Annotated in this window: 11 protein-coding genes and 2 pseudogenes; 3 read left to right on the top strand and 10 right to left on the bottom strand. The window is 56.0% G+C overall.

Annotated elements, in window-relative coordinates:
• Positions 1-302 precede the first annotated feature (302 nt).
• From F8R15_RS19840 to galU, 9 genes are all read right to left on the bottom strand, one after another.
• A complete protein-coding gene (locus F8R15_RS19840) occupies positions 303-1727 on the bottom strand; it encodes a hypothetical protein (protein WP_152845758.1) in 1425 nt (474 codons plus the stop codon).
• Complete coding sequence (locus F8R15_RS19835) at positions 1724-2749, bottom strand: glycosyl hydrolase family 8 (protein ID WP_152845757.1); 1026 nt, start codon at positions 2747-2749, stop codon at positions 1724-1726. The genes F8R15_RS19840 and F8R15_RS19835 overlap by 4 nt, the downstream gene beginning before the upstream one ends.
• Before the next feature lie 80 nt (positions 2750-2829).
• Entirely contained in the window at positions 2830-5067 is a 2238-nt protein-coding gene (locus F8R15_RS19830; protein WP_152845756.1) for a cellulose biosynthesis cyclic di-GMP-binding regulatory protein BcsB, read from the bottom strand.
• Positions 5067-7415, bottom strand: coding sequence for a UDP-forming cellulose synthase catalytic subunit (gene bcsA / locus F8R15_RS19825; RefSeq protein ID WP_152845755.1), 2349 nt, complete (start codon positions 7413-7415; stop codon positions 5067-5069). Before bcsA ends, F8R15_RS19830 begins: the two co-directional genes overlap by 1 nt.
• Positions 7416-7449: 34 nt before the next feature.
• Positions 7450-8133, bottom strand: coding sequence for a hypothetical protein (locus F8R15_RS19820; protein WP_152845754.1), 684 nt, complete (start codon positions 8131-8133; stop codon positions 7450-7452).
• A gap of 353 nt (positions 8134-8486) precedes the next feature.
• Positions 8487-11516 carry a bifunctional diguanylate cyclase/phosphodiesterase gene (locus F8R15_RS19815; RefSeq protein WP_152845753.1) on the bottom strand — a complete coding sequence of 1010 codons (3030 nt, stop codon included), beginning with the start codon at positions 11514-11516 and terminating at the stop codon, positions 8487-8489.
• Positions 11517-11942: 426 nt separating this feature from the next.
• On the bottom strand, positions 11943-13613 hold the full coding sequence (locus F8R15_RS19810; RefSeq protein WP_152845752.1) for a histidine kinase N-terminal 7TM domain-containing protein: 1671 nt from the start codon (positions 13611-13613) through the stop codon (positions 11943-11945).
• A gap of 451 nt (positions 13614-14064) precedes the next feature.
• Positions 14065-14253 (bottom strand): NAD-dependent epimerase/dehydratase family protein, encoded by a 189-nt coding sequence (locus F8R15_RS22150; RefSeq protein WP_368731100.1) that lies wholly within the window; start codon positions 14251-14253, stop codon positions 14065-14067.
• A gap of 3 nt (positions 14254-14256) precedes the next feature.
• Positions 14257-15150 carry a UTP--glucose-1-phosphate uridylyltransferase GalU gene (galU, locus tag F8R15_RS19800; RefSeq protein WP_152845751.1) on the bottom strand — a complete coding sequence of 298 codons (894 nt, stop codon included), beginning with the start codon at positions 15148-15150 and terminating at the stop codon, positions 14257-14259.
• A 214-nt stretch (positions 15151-15364) separates the two neighbouring features.
• Between galU and F8R15_RS19795 the strand changes: the two are divergent.
• The 3 genes and pseudogenes from F8R15_RS19795 to F8R15_RS21685 form a co-directional block, all read left to right on the top strand.
• Positions 15365-16299 (top strand): annotated as a pseudogene (locus F8R15_RS19795) (IS5 family transposase).
• 49 nt (positions 16300-16348) lie between these two features.
• A protein-coding gene (locus F8R15_RS19790; RefSeq protein WP_152845759.1) for an IS3 family transposase occupies positions 16349-17544 on the top strand; the annotation gives its coding sequence in 2 pieces (ribosomal slippage) (positions 16349-16595 and positions 16595-17544; 1197 coding nt in all).
• Positions 17545-17548: 4 nt separating this feature from the next.
• A pseudogene (locus F8R15_RS21685) lies at positions 17549-17836 on the top strand (integrase core domain-containing protein); the annotation flags it as partial.
• 897 nt (positions 17837-18733) lie between these two features.
• Here the strand turns inward: F8R15_RS21685 and F8R15_RS19780 are convergent.
• Positions 18734-18943 (bottom strand): hypothetical protein, encoded by a 210-nt coding sequence (locus F8R15_RS19780; RefSeq protein WP_152845750.1) that lies wholly within the window; start codon positions 18941-18943, stop codon positions 18734-18736.
• Positions 18944-19194: the final 251 nt, after the last annotated feature.

Here is a 19194-nt window from a genome sequence, read left to right as displayed (position 1 = left end):
TTCACCCTTCAGGGCTTCCAGCGCGACCTTTGCCTTGAACTCGGGCGCGTGCTGCTTGCGTTTCGACATCTCTGATCTCCTTCTCGTCGAAGATCAGCAGACTGCAAATCGTAGCTTATGTCAGTGTCCGAATTTCAGGGGGTAGCTCATTGAGCTTGTTAATACGTTGATTTTATCTTGAGCGTCAATTTTCTTTGGGTCGACCGCTGCGCGCGCGAGACAGCCAAGGGGCGGCGTTTCCCGATCGGTTTAGGGGCGCGTCAAGGAAAAAATACGAAAATCAGGCTCTCCCGATCTGCTCGTCACGGGACCTGGGAGTATAGTATGCGCAACGCCTTGCGCGTATCTGTGGTCGACAGCACATCATTGAGCGTCTCGAATTGCTTGCGTGCTGCGGTGGTGTCGCCGATGTTAAGATAAGCATAGCCGCGCAAAAGGGCGAGATCGCGCGATAAACCATTTTCCATCTCTTCTAGCGCATCGAAATAATCAATTGCGTGCTGGTACTCCTTGCGATCATAAGCCTGAATACCGCGCTGGTTTAGAATTATGGCTTCCACTTGGCGACGTTGTGACGGGGTATAAGAGGTCTGGGCCGCGATGCGTGCGGCTTCCTCAGTCATGTCCAGCTTGAGGTAAGACAGCGCTAGGCCGAATTTGGCGTCGCGGATAGCATCGCCACTCAGCCCGCTTTGCGATGCGGCTAAGAAATAAGCCATGGCTTCAAGCGGCCGCTCAAGATTATAAGCGCACCAGGCCCGCTCATAGGCGATATCGATCGAGCGCGGGTTGGCAGAATTCGCCAGGCATGCGTGGTTGTTTCCTGCTTTCGCGGCTGCCCGCGTGGCGTTCAACCGCCGATCTCCGTGCAACGGTAAGCGGGTGCGCTTTGGAGCCGTTGCAGTCGTGACCCGGGTAGCAGGCTTTGGTGTGGTCAGCTTTGCGGGACTGCTTGGCTTAGCTTCGGCGCCAGCCGCTTTGGGGCTTGTCGCTTGGGTGCCGCGCCCCTTGAGCAGGCGCTCTTGCAAGCCCCTGAGAGTTGTCGCTTGGGACGGGAACCTCTGTCTTGCAAGATCGACCAAGCCGATAAGCTGTTGGTTGGTCGTTACTTTCTCGGCTTTCTCAATCGTCGCGATGATGTCTGGCGTATTTGTGCATGTGCCGACGATCTGGCGATAGGCAGCCAGTGCGCCGCTTGCGTTGTCATTGCTGACCTGCAGCTTGGCAAGTTGCCAGATATTATTGATCCTGTTACAGCTCATCAATTCAGGGGACCGGGATGCAATGTTGATCGCCGCCGCGGTATCTTCTGCGCTGATGGCGCGATCAAATTTCGCTTGACTTTCTGCTAGATCAAGCTGGTTCTGCATTTCCGCAGGAACTTTCCACGTCGGATATTTCTCAGAGACTTGCTGGACGAGCTTGCGCGCGCCATCGATATCACCGCGTGAAATGAGCGTATAGATATCGGAAATCTCTGTTGTCGGTTCGATCTGCGAGAGATCTGCCAAATTGGAAGGCGGTGTCCAATTCGGGAATTTTAATTTCAGTTGGCGGGTTTCAGCCTTCACAGCGGCTTCATCATTGTTCTCAATGTAGAAGCGCAATGCACGCAGGTCTTCAGCACTTGGAGCGTTTTGTGCGTCGGCTTGAACATGTAAGAGCAATGCTGCCGCAAAGGTCATAGAGAGAGTAGCGGGCCGAAAAGCGCGAGGGAGATATTTCATATCGGTACACATTCGGGGGCAGAAACGATCTGCGCAATTAGGGTCATAAGATGCAGCGTCGCAGGATAGTAGGATTGTTCGTCGGTTCGAAAGAACGGAATTTTCGCTCCGAATCGGGAGTGCGAGGCGCATTCTGAAAAAGCGGCAAGCGCCCCGTAGCCAAGACTTGTGCTTGTCTCAAGAACCGCACCGCTCTTTCGGTCCATTACGGTCACGTATTCGCCGTTCTGAAGGTTTCCGCTGGTCCCTGCCTGTAAATAGGCTCTCACTTGATCTGCAACGGCCAAGTGTGCCGCATTGCCCGACCAAATTAGGAACAGCGCAACACGCATTGCCTCGTACCCATTCTTGTCCGACATGTTTGCCGCCGGTGTCATGCCGCTCGTGCCAACCTCAATCCAATCCGGCATCAGCCCTTGAGTGGCCAGGTCGGTCATTAAGGCCTCGCCGTCCGAGGCGCATGTGGCGAGAGCGTTGATACCAGTGGCGGCGGCAATTTCGCGCATCGCCCGCGGCATATAATAGGACGGGTTGATGATCTGCGCGTTCTTGCGCGCAAAGCCCTCAGCGGCGGGTGTCAGCAAAAGCCGCCCTGATCCGTCCCTGGCCTCAACAACACAGTTCTTGACCAGACTCTCGGCGATCGCAGTCGCGCGACGTCGCAGGGATAGCATTCCGGTTGCCCGACTGTGGAGGACGAGCGCCCATGCATAGAATAGATCACCATCAGTGGCGTTGTTCCGGTCGGCAACGCTCACCGCTTGATTGGGCAGCCAGCGCCACGCGAGAAGCGCATCGCTGCGGATCGCAAGGTTGGCTTCGGTCCAGCGATAGATCGCGTCAAAGGTTGCGTTGTCGTGAAAAAGTGCGGCCATGAGTAGCCCATAGCCTTGGCTTTCTGAATGGCTAGCCCCTTGCTGCAGCTTGTCGATGACACGGCCCTCAGGGCTCAAAAAGGCGGCTTTCCATGCCGACCAGGCTTCGGCGAGCGGTTGGTTTGGGCCCGCGAGGCTGTTCGGCATCGACTGCGCCACCGCCGAAGTGCTTCCAAGCAGGGGAAAGAGGCCGACACTGGCGACTGTGCGCAAAGCTGCCCTTCTATTCATTTTTTACGTTTCCCTCTGGTTGAGATGACAAATACCAGGGCCAGAACGATTGACAAAACGGTCAGGCCGAACAGCAACAGAACAAAATACAACGGCGACCATGATGCGAAATTCCCCGCTACAGCCCTGAAGTTCCCAAGGCTCAAGGGTTCTTCCAGCACGGGGGGAGCACTTGCGTCCTGCCAATTCTCCCACTTCCCGTCTTCCGTAAGCAGGGAGAATTGTCCGCGTGGCGCGTTGGAGGACAGCCGCGCTCGTGCGATCGCATCGGCGATTTGGGCCGCATCGCTATTCGGAGGCACGATCAGCGAGAGCTTATGCGGACGTTTGGGGTCGGTGAGCACGAGGGCGGCTTTCCCCCGCCGGTTTGCAAGCCACTGCTTGAGAGGTGGATCGCCCGGCTGGGCGAGATCGGAAATTTTTTTGCCGATAGCCTCCAGCGAAAAGAGCAGCTTCGAGGCGTTGAAAAATCCATAATCCGGGTTCTCGATCGACGCTTGGGCTCGTGTGTCAGGCGCACCAAAAAACACGTTTTCAAGGGTGCGCGGTTGTACGCCAAGCTTTGCGAGCGAGACGTTTTGCAGGTTGTCGAGTGCAACGATCTTCAACTGTGCATCGCTGATCGGCGGTATGCCACTGATTGGACGCAAAGACGATGCGAGTGTTGTCGTCAATTTTTCGATGTGCGATTGGAGTGCAGCGGACCTGCTCGCAACAAGCTGGTTGGGACGGAGCGCGGCGACCAGGCTATTCATGCCGATAAATTTCATGCGCGGTGAGGACGGAACCAACAGGGAAGATCCGTCGAGGATCGTCATGAGGGGCGTGTCGCTCTTGGGGCAGGGACGATCTGGCGGGTTACCAGGTACGATTGTGACGAAGGTCACGTTGTTAACCCCCGATTTGAGTATGTTCGCCGGAAATCTGATGTCGAGTGGGGGCTGCACCTTGCCGCCGTTTGTGTCCAAGGGCAGCAATCGAACAGTGACCCCATCAACTTTCACCAGCATCAATGCGCTTTGCGGCAAATCTGCTGCGAAGCCATATGACAGACGCAAGGTGGCCTTGGCAGAGGACAGAATAAGCCAGTCGTTAGGCAGCCGGAATTGCAAAGACTGTTCTGTATACCGATTATACGCGTTGAGATCGGTGAACTGCAGTTCCTTTAGGCTTGTCGCGACGCCCGGCATCAACTTACCGATGTCCGGCACCGGAGCAGATTGTGGTAAAATCTTATCCAATGCGGACAGAACGTCTTTGGCTTTGGGATTCAGCATCAAGACTTCCGCCCCATCAGCGCCGCGTCTGACCTCCAATGGCGTGGGTAGATTGTCGCGCAGGGTTATCCGTGCGATTGGATGTGTAGCTGCGCCGTTGGCGTAGAGCCCTTCCGAAACAAGGGTGATCGCCTGGGTGCCAGCGCTGGCAGCGGAGAGCTTTTCTGACATAGTGCGCATAAACGTTTGGGGCGGCTCGCCGGCCGCGCGCACAGTCACGCGACCGTAGCGTCCCACCTGAGCGGCCAAAGCCATTCTAAAGCCATTGGCATCAGTGGGCAAATTGGTAGATGAAACGATAGCGCCGCTCTGGGCCAGGTCGAACTCAGTCCAGATCTGAAAGCTTGCTTTGGGTCCGCAGAAAATACGATGCGCCTGTTTGGCCTGCACCGTAATGGTATTGCGGCCTTCAACCAAGAGGTTTGAGGGCACAGAGATGGTCTTGAAGCCTTCGAAAGCAGCCGGGGCGACCGCTGGAAGCGGGGTTCCGTTTACGTTGATCAGGATCTGCGATTGGCTGGATTGCACATTGATGCTGTTACGATAGCGTAATTGAACACCTTCGACCGGCTTGAGCGCCGGAATATCTAGCGTGAGGTGGGCAGTTTGGCGTTCGCCTGTAAGGCGCATGACGTGGTCGGTTACTGCCCTATCGGCTTGGAATGGCAGAAGTAGCAAATGCGAAGGCTGTGCGAGGGATGATGGGCCAGCTTCCGTCTTGCGCGCATATTGGTGCAACGACATCGCTGGCTCGCTCGCGGCATCACCTCGGTCGGTTTGCGCCTTCAAAGTCTCAAGCAGTGGACTCAGGTCTATCACTTGTGGTTGGGAGGTCGAAAGAGCTCCACGCGCACCAGGTATGGTTTGCGCGGGAAGGGCTTCACCAAATGGCCCAATCAAAAGGCCAATGGCCAAAACAGCCAGTATGATGCCAACGCGATTTCGCTGTATTCTCATCACAAAATGCTCTCTTTGGCTGCATTGGCCTCTGCGAGGGCACGATGACGCTCCTCACGCTCTTGGGCATCGATATCCACACCGAAGGCCAGGAGGTGCGCAGGGGGGGGGGGCGCCTCTCCGGCAGTGTCGACGCTATTGCGCCGAGCAAAGGCGCGTCCAAGCTCCCGCAGCAAATTAGGAAAGCCGCGGATGAATAACGAGCCCGCAAAGGCAAATCCCGTGATTACGCCCTTGCCAGTCTCCAATGAGCGTCGAACCCGAAGCCAGTTCTCGCTGTCGCCAAAGATCAGGAAGGCAACTGCTTCTTGAACATTCTGTGGTTGTCCGGCCTCCAGCACCAACCCAAGCATCTGTCCACTGGGTGTGGAGGAGACCGTTCTGATACGTGCCAGAACCGGGGCCTCCAGATGTGGCGAGTTTACGAATTTCGGCTGGAAATATACACGGTTGCCCGCTTGAATTTTTGGGTTTGCAACGGCTTGCTCTAGCAACAAACGAACGCCGGTGGTCGAAGCATCCTTAATAATAACAGGCGTTTCCAGAGGCACATCGGTTTCCAGGCCTTCGGCCGACCACATTTTCCCGGCAACATTCATGTCCACACGTGGCGAGGCCCGTCGCTGCTGTTTCTCTGAAATGGCGCTGTAAGCGACGGACGCCATAAGGAAATTGAAAACAGCCCATCCGCCCACGACGCTTAGCACGGGTCGGTCGCCGGGGAACAACATCCAGCGTACCACGAGCGCCACAACCCCGGATAGCATGGCTAACCATTGAAAGGTCAACGGCCAGTGAATCGGTGAGATGTAATCTTCGTTCAGCGTCTCATCCTTGGCGGTAACGTTGAAGCGTGCCCCGCGCGGTCGCAGCACCGTGCGGAGTACTGCCCGGGCGAGGTAGGGCGCTTGCGCGATCTCGTATATTTCCGAGATGAGTGGCCAGCGAAACCGCTTGTAAATTGCGTTCTGAACCATAAAGGCAATCGCGAGATAGCTCAGCATATAGGCCATTACTTCTGGGAAGGTTGCTACAAAAATTTCAACCCCGAAGAACAGGTAGATAAGCGGAACGTAAAGATAAGTGAGCCGCATCAACGGAAACAGCCAGAAGCTCATCGAATTGATGTAGCATAGCCGTTGAGGCAGCCGCAGCCCTTTCCGAAATAGCGGGTTCTTAAGCATTAGCATCTGCATCATGCCTGCGGCCCAACGGCCGCGTTGCTGAATGAAAGAAGCAAAAGTCTCGGGCTGCAACCCCGCAATCATGGCTCGGTTGAGGTAAAAACTCTTCCAGCCGGAGGCGTGGATCTCCAGCGCCGTTTCGGCATCTTCCGTGATCGTCTCACCGGCAAAACCGCCAACGCTGTCCAAGGCTGCGCGCCTCAGTACGGCGGCCGAGCCGCAAAAGAAGGCTCCGCCCCAGCGATCCAGTCCGCGGTGGATCTGAGAATAGAACATCTCATTTTCAGGGGGGCAGTTGCGCGGTAGCCGCAGATTGCGCTCAATAGGATCTCTGTTGATGAAAAAGTGGGGTGTCTGGACCAAGAAAAGCTTCGGATCGTCGACGAAATACCCTACGGTACGTGCGAGAAAGTCTCGCGAAGGAACGTGGTCGGCATCGAACACAACGACGAGATCCCCCGACAGCGTTTCCAGCGCTGCACTCATGTTTCCGGCCTTGGCATTTTCGTTGCGTGCCCGGGTGGAGTATTTCACGCCAAGATTGGCACAGAGCGCCTGAAGTTCTGCCCGCCGCTTGCGGGATGCTGCAGCCAGTTGAGGGTCTGAGGAGTTGCAGCGTTGGTCGGTTCCCCCGTCGTCACATAGGACGACCGTGCGCTTCTCGGGCGGGTAGATCATGTTCTTGGCTGCGGCGAGCGTAACGCTCAGCATCTCGACCGGCTCGTTATAGGAGGGTACCAGAATATCGACCGTTGGCAACTTCTCGGGCGACACTTGGGGAGGGAGCGGCCGTTCGGTCGGGTCCGCCGAGATGAAGGCGTTCAGGAAAAATACGAGTATTGAATAGGTTTCGACCAACAGCAAAAGCAAGGCAACGAAGAAGGATACCGAAACCGAAGGATCGGGCAAAGTTTCGGTGACGCGCCATATCCAGTATCGCGAGATGATCACCGAGGCCGTAGCCAAGAGTGCGAAGCGCGGGATGATCTTTGCGGCGAACGGCTTGAGGATCGCGACCGTGGCGACCGCAACAATACCCAAGAAGGCCTGACCCGAGACCGAAGTGGGCACACTGATCAGAACGGCGATGGGAACGAGAACAAGACACCACAAAATGAATGTAGGTGCATTTCGCGTGCTGCTTCGGGCGCCAAATAAGCTCATTGTCAAGGTCTGCTTTCGTGATGGACCGGCCGCGTCATTGCAAGGGCGCCGCAAGGGGTGACAATGTCAGATTGCCACCGGACCGCGTGCTTACATCTGCCACTACACCAAGTCTGATTTGAGCATCTTGAATAGGTTTCAACGCTGTTTGGGTGGAGCCATGGACGCAATTGCGCAGCATCACATCCATCGCGTTGGCCCCCTTCGGCAGAACGCGGGCGTGGGGCTCTAGGCGACGAAATGCCAAGACACAGCGTGTCTGCCTTCCGGCATCATATTCCTGCCAGAAATAGACGCCGAGGCCGTCGGTGGCGCTGCGAAGGTTTCGTTCGTCGATTTTTTTGAAGGGAGCGGGCACGCCGCCTGCGTGTTCGATGAACTGGTTCAGCTCGAACCGTCCTGTCGTCCGTCCATTCGTAGTGAGCGCCATTAGGAGCAAGAAATTATCTCCCGGCAGTGTCGTAGGGTTTGCCAAACCAATTTTCTGTTCGTATTCCGTGCCCACCTGACGGTGCAACATGATCAACGCATCTTCAGGAGATGCCCAAAGCTGGCTTAGGCGGCCAAGTGCATATTGTGTGGTTGTTTGCACTGCGGAGCCAAGCTGCGAAAACGAGGGGGCGGAGGTGCAGGCTGCAAGAGCCAATACCCCACCTAGCAACGCTCTGCGCAGGAAAATATTCGCAAGCGAAACCGCATTTCTTGTCGTCACGTCCATCTCTTTCGCTTGTTGTTTTGAACGCCCATAGGTTGAAAGTTGAGGAAAGACACGTGCATATAGTATTAGAGTATAGAAATGATTCCTATGTGCATTGAGGCCTTTGTCGGTTTTGTTGCTTTTTTGCCTGCTCCGAAACGCATTGCGAAGGCTGCCCGCTGGTAGAGTGTTGAAAGTTATCGCGACTAGAAATTTGATTTGATTTTAGTTAGTCTTTTTAGGGGCTTGCGGGGTGTGTTGGTCTTGGCCCCGAGTCGGTCAGGTGCGTCTGCGGCCCTGTCCTTGTCAATGGTTGCGGGAGTGATGCGCAAATCGACGAATTTTCGTCAAGCCTGCTTTGGGTTGAACGTTGCTTAGGTTCCGCTCTTCCCCGTTGGGTTGAGTGAGGCGCCACGTCGATAGGCGGTCGCGGCAAAGGTTTCAGGGGGCATGGGCTTGCCGCTAAGATATCCTTGGATGGTATGGCAGCCTTCGGCCTTCAGCCATCTCAATTGGGCCGTGTTCTCGACGCCCTCGGCAACGCAGCGCAATCCAAAGGAGTTGGCTAGCTTCAAAATCGCGCGGACGATGGTCTCCGAATCTTCGGCTCCATCGGCGCGGCCAAGCCCCTCGATGAAGCTTTTGTCGATTTTAATCTCTGAGACGATCAGTCGCTGCAGATAGCTCAACGATGAGTAGCCCGTTCCGAAATCGTCAATCGAAAGGAGGATACCTGCTTGTCGAAATTGATCAATATTACGAAACGCATTTTGCGACGACGACACAAGAGAGGTTTCTGTGATCTCGATTATGACGTTCGAGAAAGGTACGCCATGCGTGGATAGAAGCTCCAAAAGATGTGGTGCCAAAGTGGGGTTTTCGAAGCTTTGCGGAGAGAGGTTCACACTGGCTTTGACCTCAAACCCGTGTCTCAACCAGCTGCCAAGCTGACGTGCGAACATCCCTAACACATAGAAGTCAATTTCCGAGATTAGCCCTGCGGCGTCCGCGATCGGAATGAATTCGGTGGGGCTAACTCTGCCGAGAGCTGGAGAGTTCCAGCGCAAAAGGGCCTCGGCCCCAACAAGTGCGAAACCATCGGACAGAGAGAATTTTGGTTGGAAGGCCAGTTCAAACTGATCGCTTTGCAGAGCGTGCCGCATCGCTTGCAAAACGGCGCTGCGGCGCGAGAACTGGGCGTCCATTGTCTGGGTGTAGAGGATGTATCGATTGCCGCCCGCAGTCTTTGCCGAGTCATTCGCCATTCCCGCCTGCCGGATCAAGGCTTGGGGGGAGGCTTCTGCTGAGTTGTGGGTGGTTACGCCGATACTGGCGGTGATGAAGATCGTGGTGTTGTGCAGGTCGAACGGCTCGGCGATGGCCAAGCAGATTTGGTTCAGCAGGTCCTTGGCCTCGTTTTGAGGTTTTCGGAAAAAGCATGTAAAGGAGTCGTCTCCAAATCTCGCTATTACCATGTCGTTACCGGCGATCTTGCGCAGTCGCTCTGCTGTGGCTCGCACGAGGTCGTCGCCGAGATCATATCCAAGGACTGTTTTGATCTGTTTGAAGCGATCAAGGTCGATGATTGCAAAGTAAAGCTCGGAAGGGGCCTGGGAGCTCTCGGTCATTGCCGATGCAAGCAGGCGTTCCATATGGGGGTGATTTGGAAGACCGCTCAGCTTGTCGTATTCTGCATCGTGAAGCGCCTTGGCTGCAGCGCGGCGTTTGACCTCTTCGGCCTCGTACTGAAGGCTTATATCCGTCATGATGATAAGCATGCGCGCGTTTGACGCTGCCTCGGTGAGCGGGGAGGCATTGATCGACAGGACGCGTTGGGCCTTGCCGGGCATGTTTAGTGCCATAGTCATATTTCGGATCTTCGCCCCGCTTTCCATCACTTGCGAGAGTGCTGAATAAGGGGCGGTAGCCGCGTCGTCGCTCAAAGGGGCTAGAGGCCAGTCCCTGGCGGGCGGGAAGGTGCCGCTTGTTTCTGTTTGCAAAAGCCGTTTGGCTTCCTCATTCGCAAAAACGCATTCGCCTGCGCTGTTGCAGGCGATGATTGCAGAGATGCCAGTATCGGTGATAGCGGCAAGAAGGTCGCGCTCAGCTCGCAGCGTGCTTTCAAGTTCGCGGCTTTTGGTGATCACTGTTTCAACAAAGACAAAGCCAGAGAGTTGGCCTGTGGTGTCTTTGAGTGGCTGCATGTTGAACGTCACCCAATAGGGCGTTCCCGCTGCATCGTAGTTGATGTTCTCTCCCTCAAACGGCTTGCCTTCAGAGATCGCACGCCTCACATTTCGTACGGTTTCGCGATTGCTCGCCTCGCCTATCAGCAAATCAGTCAGATCGAGCCCGCGGATGTTGCGCAGCGCGTAGCCCGTTTGCTCTTCGAATGCGGTGTTGGTCCAGACAATCCGCTGTTCGGTATCGACGATTGTCGTCAAATTCGTGATCATTTCGACGATGCGGCTAAGGTGTTTGGATGCGTCGGGAGGGGGTATGCGAGAGCCGGCTTCACGCAAGATCACCTGATACCTCGGTTCCTCGTCGCCAGAGGCACGATGTAAGCATGCGACTGAAAGGTCGTATTTGCGGATGCCCTTCGCAGCCTTCAACTCAAATCTGCGGGCTTGGATTGAGCCGTTCGTGTCAACGTCACGTATTGCTTGGCGGATTTCGTGCGTCAACTCGGACGAAAAAACCTCCTCGATCATCATTCTCGCCTCGGCGTTGGCGGGCCCGACAGCAATTTCGGGTGCCGCGGAATCCATGCGCATTACGCGCCCCTCGGCGGACAGTTCGCAAGAAATACAGTGTGGGCCTTGCAGTGGTTCCGCATCAACTTGCGTCGGCTCGATATAGGGTATCAATCTGCGGACATGCGCTTTTTGATCTTTGCGTCCGCCCAGTTGGCGCATAGTTGTTTGCACCAATTCTCCAACAACACCAAGGAACTGATTTTCTGCCTCAATGTCGACACTGGCCGAGGTGGGGTTCTCTATCCCAAGGAGGCCCGTCAACCCGGCTTCGCCGTTCATAGGAATTAGGCAGGTGGTGCCAGCGAAGGGCTCAGGAAAGCGCTCGCCAGCGCGGACACGGGTGCCAAAGCCGTCATTCAGAAAATCACGCCAAGGTGAGATTGCGGCGGCTGGCAATATTGAGGGCGCTGCGTTCCAATCGACCGCGCTCGCGGAAATCCACTGAGCGATCAGGTGCAAGGCCCCGTTTGCTTGCATCTGATAGACATATGCGCGATTGGCCTTGAAAAATTCCGTTGTGCGTCGAAGTGCCGTGTGAATGGACGCTTCGAAATTTTCCGCCGTAGAGCTGAGTGCCAAGCGCATCATCGTCGCAAGATATTCCTGCCGCAGCTGTGGCTCAGTTTCGTAGTGAAGCGGTGTCATATGTCAATCTGATGCGTGTTGAAGGGGCAAACTGGGATCGGCAGGGCATGTTGCGAACGGCGTTTCATCGGTGCCATGAAGGTAGGGCTTTGCGAGAGAGGCCGCCAAGCGGGTTTCAGGAAGCCGGACGAGACAGCAAGCATGGCGTTAGGTCACGAAGGCGCGAACTTTGTGTTTTTTTTGGGCTTTGGGGCCGGTTTTGCCGGGCGTTTGTCCGCGAGGCATGATCTTGCCATTTTATGTTGCTTTTCACGGTTCGTGATTTCCCTAATGGTGAAGCGCGCCATGTGCATCGGGAGCAGCATCGCGGCGTGGTGGCGTGTGGTTGGCTTTGCCCCGATCTGTAAGCTCGGATAGGGGCAAAGCAATTGCCCCGGCACAAGGTTGCGCCGCGTAAGTTCGATTGTACCGTGCGGTGCATCTGTATCAATGTCTTATGTTATTATGGCCGTCCGGGCCAATCGTTCGGTTGCGGCCAGCGGATTTGGCTGCGTAAAGTCGTTTGTCGGCCATATCAATCAGGTCAGACAAGGCTGTCCGATCAAGAGGACGTTCGGCGATCCCAGCAGAAAACCTTAACTCCAGACCGTCGAGGCCAAGGTTTTCTCCGGCCGCAAAGATGATTTCACGCAGCTCTTCAATGCGGTCTTCGAGCGTTTTGATGTCGAGGTTGGGAGAAAGTACCACGAACTCTTCGCCGCCGATCCGGAAAAGACGGTCTTCGCGCCGGAACGCCCGACGCAAAGCTCCTGAAACCGCGATGAGCGCGCGGTCGCCAACTGCATGGCCAAAACGGTCATTGATCGATTTAAAGTGATCGATATCGATCACCGTCACCATGATGGGGCCCTTTTCTAAGCTGCACGACGCGACCATTTCGTCGAACTCGTCCGACAGAGCCCGTCGATTAAGTAGTCCTGTTAGTGGGTCCGAAAGGGCTTCATTCTTAATACGGTGATGTTCTATGCGCATATCGCGCAACTTCTCATCATTCACACTCAATTCTTGCTTGAGCGTTTTTGCTGCAATTTTCCGCTCTGTAATATCGAAGAAAACGAAGAGCCAACCGAGAAATCGGTCATCTGATCCAAAGGGTCTGGGAATGTGCGAGGTCTGCACCTCGAATTCGCGTGTCCCGATTGAGACGTCTTCTACGGCGCCCGGTTGATATGCTTGCATCAACGTTTCGAGCAATTTTGCAAGGCCTGGGATTTCGCTGGCGGGAATGTTAGATGAATTTCGCAACGAAAATAGTTCTGTGGCAGTCGCGTTATGCCCCAAAACACGTCCGTCGCGACCAACGACAAGTACTGCGTTGGGTAGGGTTTCAAAGACCATATCCCGTGCCACTGAAGAAATTTGGAACGTTTGATTGGATAAAATCAGTAGAGAATAAAGCAACAGGATCACCGAAAACATGAACGGTGTCGGATCGATTCCTGCGATAGTCCAGCCGCTGAACACATAGGCAATATTTGCAACTATTGGCGCAATCGTCAGAATGAAAATCTGTAAAAAATGGAGCCGGTAGCTTCCATGCGCGCGCGCGGCAGCGCGAAAGAGGATGATGAAGCCGCCCAGAATAAATACGTAAAGCAGAAGTGATGATAGGGCGAAAAAGGGTCCGTGATCATAGTGAAGCGCGGCGCCTCGGACATCTGAAACCGGCGCCGATGCACGGCTGTAAAACAGCCAGTGCCATGGGTTGGTAAAGCACAGAAGCGAAATGAAGCTCGGAACCACAATAAGCAGCGCTTTTTGCCATCGCTCCATTGGGCCGGTTTCGCCCCGCGCATAACGATAGACGAACAAGAACCAAGATACAGGGACTAGGCCGATGGCTGGAAAGGCTAAAGTCCCCCAAGCGGCCTTGCAGAATGGCACAACCGACCATAGTTCCATGATGGCGGCGAACAGCCACCATATCAGCGCGAGATTGGTGATCATGAAGAATCGCTTGCCAAAAAAATCTTGGTTGCGAGCTATCCAGAAATAAAGAAAACAGAATCCAAAAAGTATGGAGAGTGCAAAATATCCTGCAAGCCCATCTGGCTGCAATTCGAAAAACTGATCAAAGCTGGTTAGGGGAGCGATCACGATATTAGTTCCATTTTAAAAGATCTTTGTTCGTGGAGGCGACGATGACTGGCGAGGGGCTAAATCGTTGAGTGCGAAAAGCGCTGAGTGGGCGTAACGAGCACTTACGTGGTTCCGGGCGCAAAATACTTCCCGATTCATAGGGCAACGATCTGCCTGACGCAGTGCAACTCTATCTTGCCTCCAAAATGTTCAACTTTTAGATGCTTTCATCCATACCCGGCATTTGCACGCCATGGGGCGGTGCCTTTGATCGGAACATCACTCGTGTACTCAAGTGTGGCGGGCGGATGATGCATCTTTTCCTCTGACGGAAGAGTGGATAGCGCGATTTCGACTGTTTGTCGCTGAAAAAAACATGATCAGCGACGCTCTTGCGTTCGGTTTTAGCGGTGCGGCCGTGTCGAGAACATGTTCGACAGACACAAGAGCTGGTGCTGCATTGTGATCTTCAGTGATAGAAGCTCGAAGCCTTTCCCGTCTGCTTTCGTCCTCGCTGTAGTCGCCACCTTCTTGTTCTGGAAATTGACGAGTCTGGCCTCTCAACCCTCATTGATGGGACATATCCCGCCGCGGCCAGCGCTTTGCAGGCGTGCGAGCCGATATAGCGCGCACCACCCGTTACCAACACATGCTTCATTGCTTACTCGGCAGCCTGCCGCATCGCGGAGAGATCGGAGAGATACTCGCCGAATTCGTCCTTCAGATCGGGGCGCTGAAGGCCGAAGGCCACCGTTGCCTGAAGGAAGCCCGCCTTCGACCCGCAGTCGTAGCGCTGCCCGTCGAAGCGATAGGCGTAGACCGAGTTTCCGCCGTGGATTTCCTGCGCGATCGCGTCGGTCAGCTGAATCTCACCGCCAGCCCCCGCCTTGCGCGCATCGAGGTTCCACATGATCCGCGGGGTGAGGATGTAGCGACCGATCACCGCGAGGTTCGAGGGTGCGTCCTCGGGCTTGGGCTTCTCGACCATGCCGTTGACGGGCAGACGCGGACCGTCGCCGGGGCCGACATCCAGAACACCGTAGGAGGCGGTCTTGTCGGCGGGGACTTCCATCGCCGCGACGTAGTTCCCGCCGGTCTCGTTATAGGCTTCCATCATCTGCTGCAGACAGGGTTTGTCGGCGGCAATGACGTCGTCGGTCAGGATCACGGCGAAGGCTTCGTCATGCACCATGCGGCGCGCGCACCAGACCGCGTGGCCCAGACCCAGCGGCTGGTTCTGGCGGACATAGGCGATCGCGCCGCTGTCCATATTGGTCTGCTGCAATTCTTCGAGGATTTCGGTCTTGCCCTTTCGCGCCAGCGCGCTTTCCAGTTCGGGGGCTTTGTCGAAATAATCCTCAAGTGCCGATTTGCCGCGCGAGGTGACGAAGATGAATTCCTCGATACCCGCCGCACGCGCCTCGTCGATGGCGTATTGGATAAGCGGGCGGTCCACCAACGTGAGGATCTCTTTCGGGATCGACTTCGTCGCGGGGAGGAAGCGGGTTCCGAGGCCGGCCACCGGGAAGATCGCCTTCGTCACCTTGCTTTTCATTCGTCACCTATCGAGTTGCTGCAATTATTTCGTCAAATGTTGGTTCATTGTGTCCTCAAAAACGCAATTCAACAAGGTATGCGTTTTGACCTCCTGAATAGCTCTGTCTATCGTGGACGCCTTCTTTGCTAATTTTGAGGCAAGGAGGGGCGTTGTCGCAGAACTCTCGCCGTGAAGGATCCACATCACGAATCCATGCGGTTAGACGGGCGGCATGAGCACGCCCAAGCCCGCCCGCTACCGCACGACGAACTGGTCAGCCTACAACGCTGCGCTCCGCAAGCGCGGTTCGTTGCTGATCTGGCTGGACAAGGAGATGGCCTGGCACGCGCCGTATGAGGGGCGCTCAGGGCGCCCGCCGGTCTTCTCCAATGCAGCGATCCAGTTCTGCCTGTCGATCAAGGTGCGGTTCAAGCTGCCGCTCAGGCAGACAGCCGGGATGGTCGCGAGCCTCCTGCGGCTCGCAGGACTGGACTGGCCCGTTCCCGACTACTCGACGCTGTGCCGCAGACAGAAGACCCTCAAGGTGCAGATCCCCTATCGCCGCGCCGACGGGCCACTGAATCTGCTGGTGGACAGCACCGGCATCAAGTTTCTCGGCGACGGCGAATGGCAGGCCCGCAAGCATGGCGTTCAGGGTCGCCGCCAATGGCGCAAGGTGCATCTGGCCATGGACACCGCCACCTCGGACATCCGCGCCATCGAGTTCACCCCCCCAGCCGGGAAGGCGATAGCCCCGTCCTGCTCGACCTGCTCGACCAGATCCCACAGGGCGAAGACATCGGCACCGTGACCGCGGACGGCGCCTACGACACCCGCCGCTGCCATCGTGCCGTCATCTCGCGCGGCGGCACGGCGATCACCCCAATCCGCAAGAACGGTCGTCCGTGGAAAGAGGACTGCCCGGCCGCCCTGGCGCGCAACGAAACCCTCCGGGCCACGCGCCATTATGGACGCGCGTTCTGGAAGCGCGTGACCGGATACCATGCCCGCAGCGGCGTGGAGGCCAAATTGCGATGCCTGAAGGCCTTCGGCGAGCGCATCGCCGCGAGAGACCCAGACCGCCAAACCGCCGAAATCCACATCCGCGTCGCACTCATCAACCGCTTCAACGCCCTCGGAACCGCCGAGATCATCCGTGTGGCCTGAACCTGAAGGGGAAAGGGGAGGTCACGCCTCAGCCCGCATTTCTGCAACAATGCCGCAAGGAGGCCATAATGACAGCGCCAAGTTCAGCGACGATTTCAAAAGAGATGCCGTCGCGCAGATCACGGAGAGGTGCTACCCGGTCAGGGAGGTGGCCGAGCGCTTCGGCGTGAGCCAATACTCTCTCTACTCCTGTAAGAAGAAGTTCGCGAAGGCGTCATCCGGCGACGCTGAGCAGGATGCCGAGATCCGACGGCTGAAGAAGGAGCTGGCGCGGGGCTCGGAGGAGCGCGACATCCTAAAAAAGGTCACCGCGTATTTCGCCAGGGATGCCAAGTGAGATACGCGTTCGTGGCCGAGTATCGCGGGGAGTTCTCTCTTCGGGCGATGTGTCGCTGCTTAGGTATTCAGCCGACTGGCTTCTACGCGTGGCTGAAGGCCCCACTGAGCAAGCGAGCTCAAAAAGACGAGCGGCAGATTACGCTGCTGAAGGAGGCATGGGTGGCAAGTGGCAAGGTCTACGGTCTCCGCAAACCGCATGACGACCTTCTCGAGCAAGGCGAAAGCGTCTGCCTGAACCGTGTTGCCCGCCTGACCAAGCTGGCCGGCATCAAGGCGCAGATTGGCTACAAGCGTCGACCGGGAAAGTATGGCGGCAAGCCCTCGGTGGTCGTCGACAACACACTGGACCGGCGGTTTGACGTGGCGACACCGGACAGCGTCTGGGTGACCGACATCACCTTTGTCCGCGCGCAGGAAGGCTTCGCCCATTTTGCCGTTGTCATCGATCTCTTCTCGCGCCGTGTCGTCGGGTGGGCGATGCAAAGCCGCCAGACGACCGAAGTTGTCCTGCAAACGTTGCTCATGGCGACATGGCTGAGAAAGCCCAGGGAAAAGGTTCTGATCCATACGGACCAGGGCAGCCAATTCACCAGTATGGACTGGGCAGCGTTCCTTCGGGCCCACAATCTGGAGCACTCGATGAGCCGCCGCGGAAACTGCCATGACAACGCGGTCGCTGAGAGCTTCTTTAACCTGCTGAAGCGTGAGCGGATCAGACGACGGACCTACCGAACACGCGAAGAAGCCAGCCAGGATGTGTTCGACTACGTCGAGATGTTCTACAATCCAAAGCGCAAGCACGCCCGGAACGGAATGCTGTCGCCCGTCGACTTCGAGCGGCAGCAAAAACTGAGACACGAAGGCGTCCAAGAAACGCGGGGCTATTCACTTCGACATGATCTATGAGGTCAATGGAATCGAGCACCGGCTTCCCAAACCCAACCATCCTTGGACCAACGGCCAGGTCAAGCGGATGAACCGAACGATCAAGGAGGCCACCGTCAAGCGTTGCCACTAAGACAGCCACGGTCAGCTTCGCCCCCACGTCGTTGACTTCATAGCGGCCTACGACTTCGCTCGAAGGCTCAAGACCCTCAGCGGCCTCACACCCTACGAATGCATCTGCAAGATCTGGACTTCAGAGCCAGACAGCTGCATCTTTGCGCCGATCCACCAGATGCCGGGACTGAACGCTTAGGGCCGAGTATCCGCATCGTGAACTTAAAAAAGTTTTGTTTTGCAAGCCTCTTGAAAACGCGCATCAAACTCCGATACCGTTGATCTTTTAACGCTTTAGGCGCTTTTCCAGCGCTACGTGGATGGCTAAATTTCGGGGCCCCCAGCGTTTGCGTGATCTCTTGAATTCATACCTCACTCCTCTGATTTCTGGCATAACAATGAGAAATTTAAATAGAACCAAGACCCAAGCCATTCGACTATTCAAGTGTAAGTCTTGCCAGCATCGTATCCGTTTCGGCGCGAACCGATGTGGCGCTTGTGGCCGGAGCGCTCCTATCCTGAACAGGGCGGGATTTTGGGGTTTTCTGCTGGTCCTTGTATTCTTCGCTGCGGTAGTTCTAATTTTGCGATGAAAAGCTCTCATTTTCTAACGATCTGACCGAGGCGTTTTAGGCCGAGGCTGTGTGGAAAACCGCTGGCAATACCTACCTGATGCTGGTTTCCCGCGCTGCTCGTTTTTGGCGGCTGTCCACCAGCATTGCGACGTCGAAAGCTGAAGGCCCTGGGGCGTCGATCCAGGGCGTGGTGAGATCATCAGGGGAAACTGCTCCAGGCCCGTCCCCCTGCATGCCGCTGTCATCGGTGGGGCGGGCGATGTTTGTTTAGAGCCTTTTAGATGTCTTTGTTTTCTAAAAATCCGGTTTTTTTGTTTTGAGCTAGAAAGAGGGTATTTGTCTAAGTTATTGTTTTAAAATAACTTTTTACGTAGTTTCGTGCGGAGGCCTGACCGCCCGCTGCCTCAGTTTGGTTGTCATGAGCTGTTCCGGAAGCGTTTCGCCGGCCTTCGAGGGGCCTGCCTCGCGGTGCGATTTTCGCACGCTCGAAGTAAAGTGGGCTTCCAGTCAGTGGCGAGATTTCAACTTCGGTGCCGATCACTTTCGATGCTCGCGGTCGCGTCGTATACGGTGCTCGGTTCCGGAAAGTTATAAGATCTGAAAAGCTCGATGCCGTCTTGTGTCACACCGGAAGGAGGCTTCAGGGTCACCCGCAGGATGAAAGCCGCTAACGCGCTCGCAAGGCTCAGCGCGCTCAGTATGATGACGATGATGAGGTCCGTCGTTTCCATCGTGGTGACCTGCCACGGGATTTTTCCTCCACCATCGATTAGAGTCCGATCCAACTTGAGGACGGACAATGAAGCGAACGAGATTCACGGACTAGCAGATCATCGGTAAGCGCGACGCCGGCCCCCTCCTGCCATTTCTGACTTGATCCAGCCATTCTGTGCGCATGGGCGTGAGGGAGGTTTTGGATTTTGGAAGTAGACGGCAAAATGGGCGTCCATTTGGACGGCTCGATGGGCTTAGGAGTTTCCCG

This window comes from Thioclava sp. JE_KL1 (assembly GCF_009296265.1).
Classification (GTDB): domain Bacteria; phylum Pseudomonadota; class Alphaproteobacteria; order Rhodobacterales; family Rhodobacteraceae; genus Thioclava.
Note: the sequence above shows the minus strand (reverse complement) of the source record. Positions and strands in the feature narration are given on the sequence as shown.

Bases quoted from the DNA above. Each gene is read 5' to 3' on its own strand.
- F8R15_RS19840 (WP_152845758.1), bottom strand. From the start codon at position 1,727: ATGAAATATCTCCCTCGCGCTTTTCGGCCCGCTACTCTCTCTATGACC.
- F8R15_RS19835 (WP_152845757.1), bottom strand. From the start codon at position 2,749: ATGCCGAACAGCCTCGCGGGCCCAAACCAACCGCTCGCCGAAGCCTGG.
- F8R15_RS19830 (WP_152845756.1), bottom strand. From the start codon at position 5,067: ATGAGAATACAGCGAAATCGCGTTGGCATCATACTGGCTGTTTTGGCC.
- galU (WP_152845751.1), bottom strand. From the start codon at position 15,150: ATGAAAAGCAAGGTGACGAAGGCGATCTTCCCGGTGGCCGGCCTCGGA.
- F8R15_RS19780 (WP_152845750.1), bottom strand. From the start codon at position 18,943: ATGGAAACGACGGACCTCATCATCGTCATCATACTGAGCGCGCTGAGC.
- bcsA (WP_152845755.1), bottom strand. From the start codon at position 7,415: ATGAGCTTATTTGGCGCCCGAAGCAGCACGCGAAATGCACCTACATTC.
- F8R15_RS19815 (WP_152845753.1), bottom strand. From the start codon at position 11,516: ATGACACCGCTTCACTACGAAACTGAGCCACAGCTGCGGCAGGAATAT.
- F8R15_RS19820 (WP_152845754.1), bottom strand. From the start codon at position 8,133: ATGGACGTGACGACAAGAAATGCGGTTTCGCTTGCGAATATTTTCCTG.
- F8R15_RS22150 (WP_368731100.1), bottom strand. From the start codon at position 14,253: ATGAAGCATGTGTTGGTAACGGGTGGTGCGCGCTATATCGGCTCGCAC.